Here is a 14,876-nt window from a genome sequence, read left to right as displayed (position 1 = left end):
CGGTAAACCGCGTTTAATCCGCATTGAAGGCATTGGGTATCCATTCTAACTGGCTACCGGTAATGGCCAAAACATCAAAACGGCAAGACGATGTGTCAAAACTGGCTCCGCGCCCCGCCAGCCAAACGGCGGCGGCATGCAGCAACCGCTGTTGCTTGCGATAGGTAACGCTGGCGGCTGCACCGCCAAACGCATCGCTGCGTCGGTAGCGTACTTCAACGAACACCCAGGTTTGGCCATCGCGCATGATCAGGTCGAGCTCACCGCCGCGCAGCGTAACATTGGCGGCGAAGAAAGTGAGCCCGGCGCGTTCCAGATAGTGGCGGGCCTGTAATTCATAGCCCGCCCCTGTGGCGCGTTGACTCAAGAGACCGGAACGACCATGCCCTGGCGGTATTGCAGCCAAGGCAGTTTTCTGTTGATGACGCAACCCGGTGAGGCGGTCAGCATGCCAGTGGTGCCTGAGACCTGGAAGCCGGGCAACTGGCGCATTTCAGCAAAGTGGTTGGACAATGTCCAGGCATCCATCCCCATGGCGTACAGACGCACCAGCGAGTAGTCGTTGCGGAACTGGCTGCTTGCCTGCTGCAACAGCTGCGGGTTGGCACCGGCCAGCAACGGGATATCGCTGAACTGCAGGCCTTCCATTTCCAGACGGAAGTCCGGACCGGCACCGGCCTGGTAGCTGCGTGAACTGGCGTACATCGCCGGCTTGCTGCGCGAGTTGGTGGCCATGTCGATCATCGGTTTGATCAACGTCAGTTGGGACTGGGTCGCGACGATATAGACCGAGTCTACGCTGCCGCCGCTGGCTGCTGGCGTATCGCTCGGTGGCGCAGGGATGGTCAGCCCGGCAATGGTAACGGCCTGCGGTGCCGGCGCGGTGGAGATTGGCGTACCCGACATGCGAATGCCGCCGCTGTTCACCATTTGGCGCAGTTCACCGGCGGAGCCGATATTTTGCTGCAGCACCGTTTGGCCGCCCAGTTTTTGCCACTCCTGATTAAAGGCTTTGGCAACGCGATCGCCGAAAGCACCGCGCGGGATCAGCAACAGCGGTTGCCGTTTCTGCTGTTCCCAAATGTGGCGGGCAGCATCGCGGGCTTCATCTTCCGGTGAAAGCGCGAAGTAACAAATGTTCGGATTGTCCTTCGGCGTTTCCGGCTGGTTGAGCGCCAAGACGTTCAGGGTGGTGGTGCTGCCGGCCAGTTGATCGACATTTTCTTTCAGCAGCGGGCCGACCACCAGGGTGGCACCATCCTGCTGGGCCTGCGTCAGCAGCGCGGCCAGTGGCTGACTGGAGGTATCATACACCTTAATTTGCGCGTTAGCGGCCTGCGGCGGCGTAATTGGCGCGGTAGACGGAGCAGAAGGCTGAGCGGCAGTGACCGGGGCAGCATCTGCTGACGGCGCCGAGGTGCTTACTGCGCCGTTGGCATTGGGATCCGTCGAGGCAGGAGCCTGCACCGGCTCAGTGGTAGGCTGTTGCTGCTGTTGTTGCACCGGAGCGGAAGGCGTCACGCCGTTTTTCGCCGCTTCAAACCCTTTTTGGATCGCGTCGGCGAACACTTTTGCCTGGCCGTTCAACGGCAGCAGCAGTGCGATTTTTGAAGTGGAAGCCTGGGTAAAGTTCAGTACCTGGTTCAACTGAGTGGGCAGGGTTTTCGCCGCCGGATTCTGCGGGTAGCGATTCTGCCAATCTTTAATACCGGCCTTCAGCAGATCGGGATCCTGTTTGTTGTCCTGATAAACGCGCAGCAGATCCAACCAGCCCTGCAGTACATTCTCATTGGCGTTGATCACCAGACTGTTCATGTCCTGCGGTGTCAGCTGCAGCAGGGACAGCCAGGTCTGGTCCAGATTGGTTTGGTGCGCTTTGCCGGTCACCAGCGGTTCTTGTGCGATGTAAGCGCGGATCAGCGGCAGGGAAGGTTTACCCTGATTGGCAGCGATCTGCGCCTGGTAGAAGCGCACCAGCTGGTTGGCCGACAACGAGCCGGTATCCAGATGGCTCAGGGTGGTGCGGGCAGCGACATAGCTTTTGTTCGCCACCTGCAGCTCGGCGCTCAGTAACTGGCGCTCCACCAGTTGAACGCTGCTGAGGTTTTTCGGCAGCTGGTTCAGTTGTTCACTGGCCTGCGGCAGTTTCCCTTCGCGCAGTAACGCGCGAATAGCAAGTAATTGCCAGTCAGCCTTGTTATCATTGCTGCTTTGCTGTAGCTGCTGCAGATAGTAATCGGAACTGGCGCTCGCTTCGTCCTGTATATTAGCGGGCGGCGTCTGCGGGGCCTGACTCGGGCAACCTGCAAGGAAAAGGGCTGCCGCGATAACTGCGGTAAGTCGGACAGGCTTTGAACGCCCTGCTTTGGTACGAACGAATGTTGAGGAAAGCATACTGTATCCAGTGATGTTTTTTTCAAGATGCTTAATATTAAATCGGCAATCCGGATGAAACAATGAATCAACACCAACAATCAGTCATTTCTGCATCAACGCTGTATGTGGTGCCCACCCCAATCGGCAATTTAGGGGACATTACCCACCGTGCGTTAGAGGTACTGAAAAGCGTTGATCTGATTGCGGCGGAGGACACGCGCCACACCGGGTTGCTGTTGCAACACTTTGCGATTAGCGCGCGGTTGTTTGCACTGCACGACCATAACGAACAACAAAAGGCCGATCAACTGCTGGCGAAATTGCAGGAAGGCCAGAGCATTGCGCTGGTTTCCGACGCAGGTACGCCTTTGATTAACGATCCTGGCTATCACCTGGTACGCCGCTGCCGTGAAGCCGGTATCCGCGTCGTACCCTTGCCGGGCGCCTGTGCGGCAACCACCGCGCTGTGTGCTGCCGGTCTGGCTTCAGACCGCTTCTGTTACGAAGGGTTCCTGCCGGCGAAAACCAAGGGGCGTAAGGATACGCTGATGGCGCTGGCAGAGGAACCGCGCACGCTGATTTTCTACGAATCAACCCACCGTCTGCTGGAAAGTTTGCAGGACATGGTGACCGTGTGGGGGCCGCACCGTTACGTGGTGCTGGCGCGCGAACTGACCAAGACCTGGGAATCCATTACCGGTGCGCCGGTCGGCGAATTGCTGGCCTGGGTGCAGGAGGATGAAGTGCGTCGTCGCGGTGAGATGGTGTTGATCGTTGAAGGCCACAAAGTACAGGAAGATGCACTGCCGCTGGAGGCGTTGCGGACGCTGGCGCTGTTGCAAAAAGAATTGCCGTTGAAAAAGGCGGCGGCGCTGGCGGCGGAGATCCACGGCGTGAAGAAAAATGCGTTGTATAAACACGCATTGGAGCAACAAGAACAGTAAAGCGGTTGACCTGCCGTGAGCGCAACGCTACTATCCGCGCCGGAGTTGACCAGACAGTCGCCGCTTCACTGCCGTCCCTTTCGGGGGAGACAGGTGGAGGGGAGGAAAGTCCGGGCTCCATAGGGCAGGGTGCCAGGTAACGCCTGGGAGGCGCAAGCCTACGACTAGTGCAACAGAGAGCAAACCGCCGATGGCCCGCGCAAGCGGGATCAGGTAAGGGTGAAAGGGTGCGGTAAGAGCGCACCGCGCGACTGGCAACAGTTCGTGGCACGGTAAACTCCACCCGGAGCAAGGCCAAATAGGGGTTCACATGGTACGGCCCGTACTGAACCCGGGTAGGCTGCTTGAGCCAGTGAGCGATTGCTGGCCTAGAGGAATGACTGTCCACGACAGAACCCGGCTTACCGGTCAGCTCCCTCTATAAAGAAAACCCCGCGTGACGCAAGTTACGCGGGGTTTTTTCCTTTCAGGATGTGACTCACACCGGCAAGTCGATCAGCAGCGCACGCAGCGGCGTGGCGGCGCGTATCGTCAGGCGGTTTTCATCATGGATAAATGCGCCGTCACCGCACGTCAGGTTCTGGCTGTCCTGATGGTTGCCCTGGGCTTCAATGGTACCGTGGATCGACTGCAAATAGGCACGGGGCCCATTCAATGCCAGCGTCTGCTGCTCGCCTTCCTGTAAATCCAGGTGATGGATCCACACCTGTTGGCGCAGTTGCAGGCTACCCTGAGCGCCGTCCGGCGATGCCAGTAGCGTCACACCCTTCGCCGGCAGCGTCAGGCGCTGCACACGTTCGTTATTGGTGTCTGGACAGGCATCCAACCACAGCTGCAGACGGGTTAGCGGCGTATCGCTGCTGGCGTTTTGTTCGCTGTAACTCATCCCTGGCTGGGTGGCCAGCAGCAAAGCCTCACCGGCCTTGGCGCTCATCGTGTTACCGTCGCTGTCGCGGTATTCGGCCTGGCCTTGCAGGATCAAATTCAGAATGTCCACGCTCGGATAAGTACGCGGCTGCAAGGCTGCGCCCGGCGCCAGGACTTCCTGATTGAGCACCCGCAGCGAGGCGTAACCCATCAGCTTGGGATCGAAGTAATGTCCAAAAGAAAAGGTGTAGCGAGCCTGCAGCCAACCAAAGTCAGCTTGCCCGCATTGTTTTGCTGTTCTGCATGTAATCATGGCAATTGGCTCTCTAAATTCATTATCTAGATGGTAAGCATCTGGACGCCGGATTGTTAGCCAGTTAATCTGGTCGGCATATTCAAATTTCCTGACAGAGAGATTCGATGGCCAGAGATCGGGCGTTAACGCTTGAAGCGTTAAGGGTTATGGATGCGATCGACCGACGTGGCAGCTTTGCTGCGGCAGCCGATGAGCTGGGGCGCGTGCCTTCGGCGCTCAGCTACACCATGCAAAAATTGGAAGAAGAATTGGACGTGGTGCTGTTCGACCGCTCCGGCCACCGCACCAAATTCACCAACGTCGGCCGCATGCTGCTGGATCGTGGACGGGTGCTGCTGGAGGCGGCGGATAAGTTGACCACCGACGCCGAGGCCCTGGCGCGCGGCTGGGAAACCCATCTGACTATCGTCAGCGAGGCCTTGTCGCCGCCAAGCAAGCTGTTTCCGCTGGTTGATAAGCTGGCGCTGAAAGCCAATACCCAGGTGTCTATCTTCACTGAGGTGCTGGCCGGAGCCTGGGAGCGGCTGGAGCAGGGGCGCGCCGATATCGTTATCGCCCCGGACATGCATTTTCGCGCCTCGTCAGAAATCAACACGCGCAAACTGTACAAAGTGACGAGCATGTATGTGGCCGCGCCGGACCATCCGATCCATCTGGAGCCAGAGCCGCTGGCTGAGGCCACGCGGGTGAAATACCGTGGTATTGCGGTAGCGGATACCGCCAGGGAGCGTCCGGTATTGACCGTACAATTGCTGGATAAGCAGCAGCGTCTGACGGTGAGCACCATTGAAGATAAACGTCTGGCTCTGTTGGCCGGTCTGGGCGTGGCGACCATGCCTTACCCGATGGTCGAGAAAGATATCGAAGAAGGGCGCTTGCGGGTGGTGGGGCCGGAATACAGCCGTGAAGTTGACATTATCATGGCCTGGCGGCGCGACAGCATGGGCGAGGCAAAAGCCTGGTTCCTGCGCGAGATCCCAAGGCTGTTCACCCAGTTGGAGCGTCAGTAAGCGCTCCCCCTTGCCGCAGGCAAAGGGGAGTCTGCGTTAACCGAAACGCGTATCGCGACCGTGTGGTTCATCGAGATCCTGCGCCGGCCCAATAGAAATGATGCCGTGCGGATTGATGGTGGCGTGGCTGCGATAATAGTGATTGCGGATGTGCGGCAGACTGACCGTTTCGGCCATGCCCGGCATCTGGTAGATGTCACGCAGGAAGCCGTACAGGTTGAGGTAATCGCTGATGCGGTGTTTGTCGCACTTAAAGTGGGTGACATACACTGGATCGAAGCGTATCAACGTGGTCCACAGACGCAGGTCGGCCTCAGTCAGGCGATCGCCCGTCAGGTAACGCTGTTGTCCCAGAATTTGCTCCAGCCGCGCCAGGGCGTCGAATACCCCGTGTACCGCTTCGTCATAGGCTTCCTGGCTGGTGGCAAAGCCGGCCTTATACACCCCGTTGTTCACCAGGTCGTAAATCCAGCCGTTCAGCTCATCAATTTCCCCGCGTAGCTCTGCAGGATAATAATCGCCGGCGCGCGCGCCAACGCCATCGAATGCGCTGTTGAACATGCGAATGATATCGGCGGATTCATTGCTGACGATGGTCTGCTGTTGCTTGTCCCACAGCACCGGTACGGTTACACGTCCGGTGTAGTGCGGGTCGGCGCGCAGATAAAGCTGATAGAGGAAATCTGAGTGATAGAGGTCGTCGCCGGTCGCTTCAGGAAAATCGGTGCCAAAGGTCCAGCCGTTTTCCAGCATCAGCGGATGTACCACAGAAACAGGAACGATCTGCTCCAGCCCTTTCAATTTACGCATCAGCAGAGTGCGGTGCGCCCAAGGGCAGGCAAGTGAAACGTACAGGTGATAACGATCTTTCTCCGCTTTAAAACCTCCGACGCCGTGTTCGCCCGGCTGACCGTCGGCGGTCACCCAGTTGCGGAACTGAGAGGTTGAGCGCTTGAAACGGCCTCCGGTAGATGAGGTGTCATACCAGATGTCTTGCCAAACGCCATCGACGAGTTGTCCCATGGGGATCTCCTTCGTGTCCGAGTGAAAAAGCAGAAGGGCCCGGCATGCCGGACCCCTGTGTCGGTATTAAAAGCTTACCACTTTTTGTTCAAAAGACGGTCGATGCTGAAACCGCCCGGGCCGGCAACAGCCAGTACCAGGAAACCACCGGCGATGGTCAGGTTCTTCATGAACATCAGCTGGTTTACGCCTTCAGCAAAGTTAGTATGGAACAGTAACGCGGTCAGCACGGTAAAACCGGCGGTGAACAGCGCAACGGTGCGAGTCAGGAAACCGAACAGAATTGCCAGACCGCCGCCAAATTCCAGCAGGATGGTCAGTGGCAGCAGGAAGCCAGGCACGCCCATCGATTGCATGTACTGTTGAGTTCCGGCATAGGCATCACCCATTTTGCCGTAGCCTGCCACGATAAACAGGATCGGCATCAAAATACGCGCAACCAGCAAACCTGTATCTTCTAATTTTTTCATCATTTACTCCAAAGTGATTTTTGTTTGCCAGTCTTGGCGTTTTCATGTCGATGAGCGGTATGCCGGGTATCTGACCCTGTCCTGCCCGTTTCGTGTCGATGGAGTGAATGTTAATCGGGAAGCGTACGCTTTGTTAGCAAGTAAAACTGTCGTATTTTTTCAAAAAAACTGAATCTTTAGCCTGCTAACAAAGAGAGGGGAATCAGAATGTTGCCCAGCCTTCACCGACAGAAACGGGAATTTTCTGTGAAAAGGTGGGCTTAACAACGGAAGAATTGAAGGAATTGCGAAAGGTTATTTGTTGGAAAAGGTTTTCTGGATCAAACGGATAGTGCCAAAGACACCGAAGGCGCGACGTGACCAGCGAATCAGCTTACTCGGATGGCGAATACCGTACAGGGCCATCACGCTGGAACCGATCACCAGGTATTTGCGCAGGCCGAAAATAGTTTGCCAGCCGCGGTCAATGCGCTCGGTCTTTTCCAGCCACAAGGTTTTGTTTTCCGCAAGATCCAGCCTTTGCTGCTGGATCTTGCGGATGAGCTTCTCTTTTCTCCATTCCAGATAGCGGCGACGATTCATTTTTCGTCCTCCAGCTCGGAACGGTCGATCTCCAACTGTTTGCGCGTGGCACCCAGCAACGTGGAGCGTCGAGCCTTGATCAGTGTCCAAATGGCACCGAACACGGCCAGGAACAGCAGCACCCCGGTAGTGGCCCCTAACGCCATCAGGCGGTAGATAGGATCGATGGCCCAGAAAATCAGGATCAACAGGCTCATCAGGCCAAACGCGGTGAACAACAGCGTCATGCCGGCCATGATCAGCAACTGAATGAGGTTGGCTTTCTCCTCTTCCAGCTCGACCACTGCCAGACGGACACGGGTTTCCACCATACCGACCAGAATAGTGATGATGCGCTGGCCGACGTCCAGGACCCCCTTGGCGGGGCCCTGTGCACGAATTTGCGGTTGTTGTTCAGCCATAATTAGCGGCGCGCTAACAGAACGCCCAGCACCACACCGACGGCAGCGCCGATACCGATACCGGTCCACGGATTATCACGAACATACTCGTCCGCCTGACCGGCGATCTGTTTGGTTTGAGAAGCCAGTTTGTCCCCGGCATCGCTCAGGCGAGCACGAGTATCCTTCAGCGCGCCTTCAGCTTTGGAGCGCAGCTTTTCCAGTTCGGCTTTTGGCTTATCGGTGGAAGAGTTCAACACTTCTTCCAGCGTATCGGCTAAGGATTTAAGTTCAGCGCGTAAGTTTTCTGCATTTGAATCATGTGCCATGTGATAATTCCTTAACGTTAACTGAGACAGACTTTTAACATAGCGGATTTTTTCGCCGGAGCAAAGGGCGGATGGCTAGCGGATATCACTAAGCATCTATTTTAAATGCGGTAAAAATCCCGCATGGTGCGGCTCTCAGCGATAAATCCGCTGGTGTAAAAAAGTTATTCCGTTTGGGCTTGCTTAAGCTCGGCTTGAGCTTCAGCCAGCTTTTTCTGTTTCTTGGCCACTTTGTCCAGATTGCCGGTCTGCTGAGCTTCTTTCAGCTCCTGCTGACGTTCGGCTACCTTGCTTTGCTTCTCATCGATTTTTTTCTGGCGATCGGCCTGCAGGCCGGCTTCGGTGCAATTTGTCTGCACTTCGCTCAGCGCCGTTTTCAACCCCGCGACGCGGTGAGTATTGCCGTGCTGGGTGGCGTAATCGATCTGTTTTTGAATCTCTTGCGCTTTGGCGGCACAGCCGCCCTCAGCCGCAAATGACAGGGCCGGGAAGACGAAGAATGGGAGAGCCAGTAACATAGATTGGCGTAATTTCATGCTATCAATTCCTTGTTATTGGGATGCGTTGGCACGTATCCGCTTTCCTGACTGCCGACAGGGGCAGTGCGACAGGAGTCTTACGTGGCTGACTGACGCTAACCTTGAGCATAGCCATAAATCGTGAAGACCCCAAAGAATCCGCCCCGGTTCAGTGTTGAGTGATGATTAATTGAACAGGGCGGTGATATGAAAGGAAACCCCTTCATATGAAAGGGTATTATCCCAGATTAAGGGGGGAGCGCGCAAATTCGCGCACCCAGTGAGTGGGCACTGGGGATTCGCTCAGGGCAATGATGTACCCCGGCGGCAGAATGGTTTGCAAGGCCTCGCGCGCCAGCAACTGCTGTTCCGGCGAGTCCAGGCGGATCACCAGGCCGTCGCCTTCCGGGGTAATGCTCTTGATGCGAATACCGCGCTGATCCAGCCGCTGATAGACATAAAAACCGTCAGGCAGCGAAAGGCCTTGCTGCCCTGCGCGAATGCGTAGCTCGCTCTCGGTGCGCACCATGCAGGGCACCAACAGCGTGGCAAGCGCCAGCAAGGCGAGCGCAATCAGCAACACGTACTGCCAGCGCGGGCGCTTGATCATCACGCCCCTTTCCCCTGGTCCTGGCTATCGGCGCGTTTCTTGCGCCACAAGACGATCAGCGAGCCGACCAGCCCGACGACCAGCAGCACCAACGGCAACAGCATCAGGCAGAACATCAGTTGATCTTCATACTTGCGGAAGACCGGGGTTTTGCCCAGCGCAAAGCCCAGCGAGGTGAGGATCACGACCCACAGCAGGCCGCTCATCCAGTTAAAGAACTGGAAGCGGGCATTGCTCAGGCCAGACAGGCCGGCAATGGTCGGCAGCAGGGTGCGGACAAACGCCAGGAAACGACCGACCAGCAGGGCGGAAAGCCCGTGGCGGTGGAACAGCTGGTGTGCCCGTTGATGATAGTGAGCCGGCAGATGCGACAGCCAGCCCTGTACCGTTCGGGTATTGCCGAGCCACTTGCCCTGTATGTAGCTGACCCAGCACCCCAGGCTGGCGGCGACGGTCAGGATCAGGATGGTGAGCGGGAAATTCATGGTGCCTTTGGCGATCAGGACGCCGACCAGGATCAACAGGCTGTCCCCTGGCAGAAAGGCTGCCGGCAGCAGGCCGTTTTCCAAAAACAGGATCATAAACAGCAGCACGTAGAGGGTCCAGACCAGCGAAGGGTTCGCCAGCGTCTCAAAATCCTGCTGCCATAAGGCATGTAACAGTTCTTTAATGATGTCCATCCGGTGTTCCTAAAACGTCATTGTTTATTTTTATCTCAGCGGCTGATCGAGTGTGGGCCGAAAGCGCGCGGGCGATGCTGGCTGCTGATAATGATGAAACGGCGTTGCTTTTTAGTAGATTCTAGTCGGTGCGACACCGGTCATGAGTGGTAAGTCAGCGTGCCACGGTAAAGCATATTACTTTCTTTCCAGCCGCCTAGCCTGTTTTGCTGCTGCGGGGTGTGCAGCGTCCAGTTGACCTGGGCAAGCCGGTTGAGCGCAGGTGAGTTCTGACGCGGGAGTTTGGTGCGGTGGCCCAGCTCTGCGGCCAGGGTATAGACCGGCGGTAATTGGGCGCAGGTCGACAGCGAGCCGGAGAAAGAATGCAACCGCGGCAATAACAACGGCAATTTACCCGGCTTTTTTCGCTGCAGCTCTGCCGGTGACCGATAAACCTGGTCGTAAGGGGAAAGCAGCGGATCGGAGAGCGAAGGTAAACTGCTCAGCGACGTAGGGGTTGCTTTGGAAGGTGCCGCGCATAGCTTTTGGCCGGAGACCGAACCGGTCCAGCAAAAAAGAGCAATAAGCATGGCAAACAACCAGCGCATGTATTCGCGTCCCGCCCCGTAGCAGAGGGTAAAAAAGTGGCTCAACTTTACCAAAATAGCACGATTGGCAACAGGGAAATCTACGTTGCCAGCGGTGAAATACTACACGGCAAATCGCCGTTCAGGCATCGATTCAGCGGATTTTACAATACCTGACATAACCCGACGATTTTTGACCGCCTGGGCTATTTATTTTCGGCGGCTACGCCATCCAGATGCACCACCGGGTTATCGGCGAACAGGTAGCGGTCGGCATTATATTCAAAATCGTCGCTGGTGGCGTTGAACAGCATCTGCTTGGTGTTTTCCAGGTGTTGCCACATGGCCAACTTGGCGGCGTAAGGATCTTTACGTATCAATGCCTTGAGGATCTGATCGTGGTCGTCGCACCAGCTGGCGATGGAGCGATCGTCGATATGCTCATGCAGCTTGATCCAGTACGGGTTATTCACCCGCTGAACCCACATTTTTTCCACGATGGTAGCCATGGCGGTGTTCTGAGTGGCCAGCGCCACATGCACGTGGAATTTCAGATCCCACTGCGAGTCGCGGAAGCGATCTTCCTTGCGCGCCTGTTCCTGGATCTCCATCAGTTGGACGATGTCCTGCTTGGTAACCTGGGTCGCGGCGAATTCGGCGATGTTGCTCTCAATCAGTTGGCGTGCCTGCAGCAGCTCGAACGGCCCGGCAGTGGCAAATTCAATGCTGTCGCCCGGCACCACCAGATGCTTTTGCTGGTTGGACATCACGTGGATCCCGGAACCTTTGCGTACGTCGACGTAGCCTTCCACTTCCAGCATGATGATCGCTTCGCGTACCACGGTACGGCTGACGTTCATCTCTTCGGCAATGTAGCGCTCGGCCGGCAGCTTATCGCCCACCGGGTATCGGCCGCTTTCGATACGCTGTTTAAGCTCGGCGGCCAGTTGCTGATACAGGCGTCTGGTTTCAGTGAATTCCATAGTGAATGCTCTTTGGATAGGGAGGGGCGCATAGCCATGGATTTGTTATACCACTTATCCGGCAGAGCTGCCAGTAGGCTCCGGGGAGCGCCCGGCGCGATGGCCGGGCTGCGGGGTTAATGGCGCGCGGGGGAGGGGTCCAATACAGCCTCTTCGGATTGCGTAGCGGGGCGATTTTGCAGGACGGTCCAGATAACGATGGCGCCGAGAATATCGAATACCGACAGTGCGGCAAACAGTGGGCTGAAGCCCAGTGTGTCCGCCAGGGCGCCGACCACCAGGGCAAACAGGGTGCTGGCGGTCCAGGCCGCCATGCCGGTCAGGCCGTTGGCGGTGGCCACCTCGTTGCGACCGAAGACGTCAGAAGACAGGGTAATCAGTGCACCAGACAGCGCCTGATGGGCAAAGCCACCGACGCACAGCAGTGCGATAGCCGCATAGGGGCTGGTAAACAGGCCTATCATGCCGGGGCCAATCATCAGCACGGCACCTAGGGTAACCACCAGCTTACGTGAAACAATCAGGTTCACTTTAAAGTGTTTCTGGAAAAACGGTGGCAGGTAACCGCCGACGATACAGCCCAGATCGGCGAACAGCATCGGCATCCAGGCGAACATGGCGATCTCTTTCAGGTTGAAGCCGTAGGCTTTGAACATGAATAACGGGATCCAGGCATTGAAGGTGCCCCAGGCCGGCTCTGCCAGAAAGCGCGGCAGTGCGATGCCCCAGAACTGGCGGTTGCGAACAATCTGCCAGGCGGACATTTTCTTGGCGTTGCCGGTTTGGTGCTGTGCTTCCTGCCCACCCAGAATGTACTCGCGCTCTTCGTCGCTGAGCTTCTTCTGGTCTTTCGGGTGCTTATAGAAAATCAGCCAGCAGACAGCCCAGATCAGGCTCAGCACGCCGGTGATGATGAACGCCATTTCCCAACTGTGCGCGACGATTGCCCAGACCACCAGCGGCGGCGCCAGCATGCCGCCTATCGACGAGCCGACGTTGAAGTAACCCACGGCGATGGAACGTTCTTTGGCCGGGAACCACTCACTGCTGGCCTTCAGCCCGGCGGGGATCATTGCCGCCTCCGCCATGCCCACGGCCCCGCGCGCCAATGCCAGCCCGCCCCAACTGTTGGCCAGAGCCGTGCCCATGCAAAACAGCGCCCACAGGATGGCGAACATGGCGTATCCGACCTTGGTGCCCAAGACGTCCAGCACATATCCCGCCACCGGTTGCATCAGGGTGTAGCAGGCAGAATAGGCCGCGACGATGTAAGAATACTGCTGCGTGGTGATGTGTAAGGTGTCTTCCAGCGTGGGCGCCGCGACGGCGATGGCGTTACGCGTCAGGTAACCCAGCACGGTGCCGATCGTCACCAGTCCGATCATGTACCAGCGTAACCCTTTAATTTTACGCATCCGAAATATCTCCCAGTCTTGAATTGGCGGCGCCCTGTCGGCGACAGCGTTTTAAGGGGTTATCCCTTTATCGTTGATTTGCGCCGGCCTGTTCATTACCGGCGTATTCCCGCCGCAAGCACGACTGGGTGGCGAGACAATAACTTGTCATACAGATTTAAAAGTTGAGTGATATCACAAAAGCCATTTTTCAATTCGGCAATACTGTTTGCCGCATGATTGGGCTGTTTAGGCGCTATCTGACCGCAAAAATGCCGGTAAACGGCCTTTTCTGGGTCATGGCAGCCTGGCTGAAGGCGATATTTTGCTGGACGCCCAATAAAATTGGTGTGATAACTTTGTCGCATTGAACACTGTGTCGAACGGTAAGCAAGGTGAGGAGCCAGCTATGGCGACGTTTTTAAACGAAGATTTCTTGCTGGGCAGCGAATTCGCCCGGCGTTTGTATCATGACTATGCGGCGGAGCAACCGATCTTTGACTATCACTGTCATCTGCCGCCGGAACAGATCGCCGAGAACACCCGTTTCAAAAATTTATACGAAATCTGGCTTAAGGGTGACCACTACAAATGGCGGGCGATGCGCACCAACGGAGTGGCAGAACGGCTGTGTACCGGCGATGCCGGCGATCGTGAAAAATTCGATGCCTGGGCTGCCACCGTACCGCATACCCTGGGTAACCCACTTTATCACTGGACCCACCTGGAGCTGCGTCGTCCGTTCGGTATCACCGACACGCTGCTTTCCCCGATGACGGCGGACGACATCTGGCAGCGAGGCAATGCCCTGCTGGCGCAGGACGATTTCAGGGCGCGCGGCATCATGCAGCAGATGAATGTGAAGATGGTCGGCACCACTGACGATCCTGTCGACGATCTGCGCCACCATAAAGCCATTGCCGCCGACAGCAGTTTCGATATCAAGGTGTTGCCAAGTTGGCGACCGGACAAGGCGTTTAATATCGATGCGCCGGGCTTCAATGACTATCTGCAAAAGCTGGAAGCGGCAGCCGATATTCATATCGGTCGATTCAGCGCGCTGTGTGACGCGTTGAAAAAGCGCATGGATCATTTTGCCGCCCATGGCTGCAAGGTGGCTGACCATGCGTTGGACGTGGTGGTTTATGGAGAGGCGGATGAAGCTGCACTGGATGCGATTTTAACGGCGCGCCTGAGCGGCAAGCTACCTGCGCCAGAGCAGAGTGCCCAATTCAAAAGTGCGGTGCTGCTGTTCCTGGCGGCAGAATATCAACGCCGTGAATGGGTACAGCAATATCACATCGGCGCGCTGCGCAATAATAACAGCCGCATGCTGGCCAGCGTCGGCCCTGATATCGGCTTTGATTCGATAAATGACCGACCGCTGGCGGAGCCACTTTCACGCCTGCTGGATGCCCAGGCGCGTCAAGGGGGCCTGCCGAAGACCATCCTGTACTGCCTCAACCCGCGTGACAATGAAGTGATCGCCACCATGGTCGGTAACTTCCAGGGAGAGGGTACGCCGGGCAAGATGCAGTTCGGTTCCGGCTGGTGGTTCAACGATCAGAAAGACGGTATGCAACGTCAGATGACGCAATTGGCGCAGCTCGGCTTGTTGAGCCGCTTTGTCGGTATGCTGACTGACAGTCGTAGCTTCCTGTCTTATACCCGCCATGAATATTTCCGCCGCATCCTTTGCCAGATGATGGGGCGTTGGGTGGCAGACGGCGAGGCACCGGCAGATATCGCGCTGCTGGGCGAGATGGTGAAAAACATCTGCTTCGACAATGCCAAGAACTATTTCGCCATTGAACTGGCGTAGCCGCTG

Annotated in this window: 17 protein-coding genes and 1 other RNA gene; 4 read left to right on the top strand and 14 right to left on the bottom strand. The window is 56.8% G+C overall.

The genetic code is table 11. The features are described 5' to 3' along the window. Positions 1-13: 13 nt before the first annotated feature. Complete coding sequence (locus tag EBA31_RS22820; RefSeq protein WP_020831818.1) at positions 14-367, bottom strand: YraN family protein; 354 nt, start codon at positions 365-367, stop codon at positions 14-16. Next, entirely contained in the window at positions 364-2,394 is a 2,031-nt protein-coding gene (locus EBA31_RS22815; protein WP_122080288.1) for a penicillin-binding protein activator, read from the bottom strand. Before EBA31_RS22815 ends, EBA31_RS22820 begins: the two co-directional genes overlap by 4 nt. Before the next feature lie 62 nt (positions 2,395-2,456). Here EBA31_RS22815 and rsmI point away from each other — a divergent pair, with 62 nt between their 5' ends. Together rsmI and rnpB are read left to right on the top strand one after the other, a co-directional pair. Further along, positions 2,457-3,320, top strand: a complete 864-nt coding sequence (gene rsmI / locus EBA31_RS22810; RefSeq protein WP_020831815.1) for a 16S rRNA (cytidine(1402)-2'-O)-methyltransferase — start codon at positions 2,457-2,459, stop codon at positions 3,318-3,320. A gap of 41 nt (positions 3,321-3,361) precedes the next feature. Beyond that, positions 3,362-3,740, top strand: an RNA gene (gene rnpB / locus EBA31_RS22805) — RNase P RNA component class A. A 58-nt stretch (positions 3,741-3,798) separates the two neighbouring features. On the opposite strand, the gene EBA31_RS22800 is transcribed toward rnpB, so the two are convergent. Further along, the gene (locus tag EBA31_RS22800) at positions 3,799-4,500 is read right to left on the bottom strand and encodes a pirin family protein (protein ID WP_046372563.1); all 702 of its coding nucleotides are present in this window, start codon (positions 4,498-4,500) and stop codon (positions 3,799-3,801) included. A gap of 107 nt (positions 4,501-4,607) precedes the next feature. Here EBA31_RS22800 and EBA31_RS22795 point away from each other — a divergent pair, with 107 nt between their 5' ends. Further along, positions 4,608-5,513: a LysR family transcriptional regulator gene (locus tag EBA31_RS22795; RefSeq protein ID WP_041414994.1), complete on the top strand. Its 906-nt coding sequence runs from the start codon at positions 4,608-4,610 to the stop codon at positions 5,511-5,513. A 36-nt stretch (positions 5,514-5,549) separates the two neighbouring features. Here EBA31_RS22795 and EBA31_RS22790 read toward each other — a convergent pair whose 3' ends face one another. From EBA31_RS22790 to EBA31_RS22740, 11 genes are all read right to left on the bottom strand, one after another. Continuing rightward, positions 5,550-6,536 carry a glutathione S-transferase family protein gene (locus tag EBA31_RS22790; protein WP_122080287.1) on the bottom strand — a complete coding sequence of 329 codons (987 nt, stop codon included), beginning with the start codon at positions 6,534-6,536 and terminating at the stop codon, positions 5,550-5,552. 74 nt (positions 6,537-6,610) lie between these two features. Continuing rightward, a complete protein-coding gene (locus EBA31_RS22785; RefSeq protein ID WP_122080286.1) occupies positions 6,611-7,006 on the bottom strand; it encodes a DoxX family protein in 396 nt (131 codons plus the stop codon). 294 nt (positions 7,007-7,300) lie between these two features. Continuing rightward, positions 7,301-7,588: a YqjK-like family protein gene (locus tag EBA31_RS22780; RefSeq protein ID WP_122080285.1), complete on the bottom strand. Its 288-nt coding sequence runs from the start codon at positions 7,586-7,588 to the stop codon at positions 7,301-7,303. Then, on the bottom strand, positions 7,585-7,989 hold the full coding sequence (locus EBA31_RS22775) for a phage holin family protein (protein ID WP_122080284.1): 405 nt from the start codon (positions 7,987-7,989) through the stop codon (positions 7,585-7,587). Before EBA31_RS22775 ends, EBA31_RS22780 begins: the two co-directional genes overlap by 4 nt. Before the next feature lie 2 nt (positions 7,990-7,991). After that, positions 7,992-8,297, bottom strand: a complete 306-nt coding sequence (locus EBA31_RS22770; protein WP_020831805.1) for a YqjD family protein — start codon at positions 8,295-8,297, stop codon at positions 7,992-7,994. 164 nt (positions 8,298-8,461) lie between these two features. After that, a complete protein-coding gene (locus tag EBA31_RS22765) occupies positions 8,462-8,833 on the bottom strand; it encodes a DUF1090 domain-containing protein (protein ID WP_122080283.1) in 372 nt (123 codons plus the stop codon). A gap of 220 nt (positions 8,834-9,053) precedes the next feature. Further along, positions 9,054-9,425, bottom strand: a complete 372-nt coding sequence (gene mzrA / locus EBA31_RS22760) for an EnvZ/OmpR regulon moderator MzrA (RefSeq protein WP_020831802.1) — start codon at positions 9,423-9,425, stop codon at positions 9,054-9,056. Continuing rightward, positions 9,425-10,105: a DedA family protein gene (locus EBA31_RS22755; RefSeq protein ID WP_020831800.1), complete on the bottom strand. Its 681-nt coding sequence runs from the start codon at positions 10,103-10,105 to the stop codon at positions 9,425-9,427. The genes mzrA and EBA31_RS22755 overlap by 1 nt, the downstream gene beginning before the upstream one ends. 140 nt (positions 10,106-10,245) lie before the next feature. Then, the gene (locus EBA31_RS22750) at positions 10,246-10,692 is read right to left on the bottom strand and encodes a hypothetical protein (protein WP_020831799.1); all 447 of its coding nucleotides are present in this window, start codon (positions 10,690-10,692) and stop codon (positions 10,246-10,248) included. Positions 10,693-10,877: 185 nt separating this feature from the next. Continuing rightward, positions 10,878-11,654 carry a transcriptional regulator ExuR gene (gene exuR, locus EBA31_RS22745; protein ID WP_122080282.1) on the bottom strand — a complete coding sequence of 259 codons (777 nt, stop codon included), beginning with the start codon at positions 11,652-11,654 and terminating at the stop codon, positions 10,878-10,880. A 116-nt stretch (positions 11,655-11,770) separates the two neighbouring features. Then, the gene (locus EBA31_RS22740; RefSeq protein ID WP_020831796.1) at positions 11,771-13,069 is read right to left on the bottom strand and encodes an MFS transporter; all 1,299 of its coding nucleotides are present in this window, start codon (positions 13,067-13,069) and stop codon (positions 11,771-11,773) included. Between the two features lie 388 nt (positions 13,070-13,457). On the opposite strand from EBA31_RS22740, the gene uxaC reads away from it, so the two are divergent. Then, positions 13,458-14,870 carry a glucuronate isomerase gene (uxaC, locus tag EBA31_RS22735; RefSeq protein WP_122080281.1) on the top strand — a complete coding sequence of 471 codons (1,413 nt, stop codon included), beginning with the start codon at positions 13,458-13,460 and terminating at the stop codon, positions 14,868-14,870. Positions 14,871-14,876: the final 6 nt, after the last annotated feature.

Source organism: Serratia sp. P2ACOL2 (genome assembly GCF_003691565.1).
Classification (GTDB): domain Bacteria; phylum Pseudomonadota; class Gammaproteobacteria; order Enterobacterales; family Enterobacteriaceae; genus Serratia; species Serratia liquefaciens.
Note: the sequence above shows the minus strand (reverse complement) of the source record. Positions and strands in the feature narration are given on the sequence as shown.

Bases quoted from the DNA above. Each gene is read 5' to 3' on its own strand.
- EBA31_RS22815 (WP_122080288.1), bottom strand. From the start codon at position 2,394: ATGCTTTCCTCAACATTCGTTCGTACCAAAGCAGGGCGTTCAAAGCCT.
- rsmI (WP_020831815.1), top strand. From the start codon at position 2,457: ATGAATCAACACCAACAATCAGTCATTTCTGCATCAACGCTGTATGTG.
- EBA31_RS22800 (WP_046372563.1), bottom strand. From the start codon at position 4,500: ATGATTACATGCAGAACAGCAAAACAATGCGGGCAAGCTGACTTTGGT.
- EBA31_RS22795 (WP_041414994.1), top strand. From the start codon at position 4,608: ATGGCCAGAGATCGGGCGTTAACGCTTGAAGCGTTAAGGGTTATGGAT.
- EBA31_RS22790 (WP_122080287.1), bottom strand. From the start codon at position 6,536: ATGGGACAACTCGTCGATGGCGTTTGGCAAGACATCTGGTATGACACC.
- EBA31_RS22785 (WP_122080286.1), bottom strand. From the start codon at position 7,006: ATGAAAAAATTAGAAGATACAGGTTTGCTGGTTGCGCGTATTTTGATG.
- EBA31_RS22780 (WP_122080285.1), bottom strand. From the start codon at position 7,588: ATGAATCGTCGCCGCTATCTGGAATGGAGAAAAGAGAAGCTCATCCGC.
- EBA31_RS22775 (WP_122080284.1), bottom strand. From the start codon at position 7,989: ATGGCTGAACAACAACCGCAAATTCGTGCACAGGGCCCCGCCAAGGGG.
- EBA31_RS22770 (WP_020831805.1), bottom strand. From the start codon at position 8,297: ATGGCACATGATTCAAATGCAGAAAACTTACGCGCTGAACTTAAATCC.
- EBA31_RS22765 (WP_122080283.1), bottom strand. From the start codon at position 8,833: ATGAAATTACGCCAATCTATGTTACTGGCTCTCCCATTCTTCGTCTTC.
- mzrA (WP_020831802.1), bottom strand. From the start codon at position 9,425: ATGATCAAGCGCCCGCGCTGGCAGTACGTGTTGCTGATTGCGCTCGCC.
- EBA31_RS22755 (WP_020831800.1), bottom strand. From the start codon at position 10,105: ATGGACATCATTAAAGAACTGTTACATGCCTTATGGCAGCAGGATTTT.
- EBA31_RS22750 (WP_020831799.1), bottom strand. From the start codon at position 10,692: ATGCGCTGGTTGTTTGCCATGCTTATTGCTCTTTTTTGCTGGACCGGT.
- exuR (WP_122080282.1), bottom strand. From the start codon at position 11,654: ATGGAATTCACTGAAACCAGACGCCTGTATCAGCAACTGGCCGCCGAG.
- EBA31_RS22740 (WP_020831796.1), bottom strand. From the start codon at position 13,069: ATGCGTAAAATTAAAGGGTTACGCTGGTACATGATCGGACTGGTGACG.
- uxaC (WP_122080281.1), top strand. From the start codon at position 13,458: ATGGCGACGTTTTTAAACGAAGATTTCTTGCTGGGCAGCGAATTCGCC.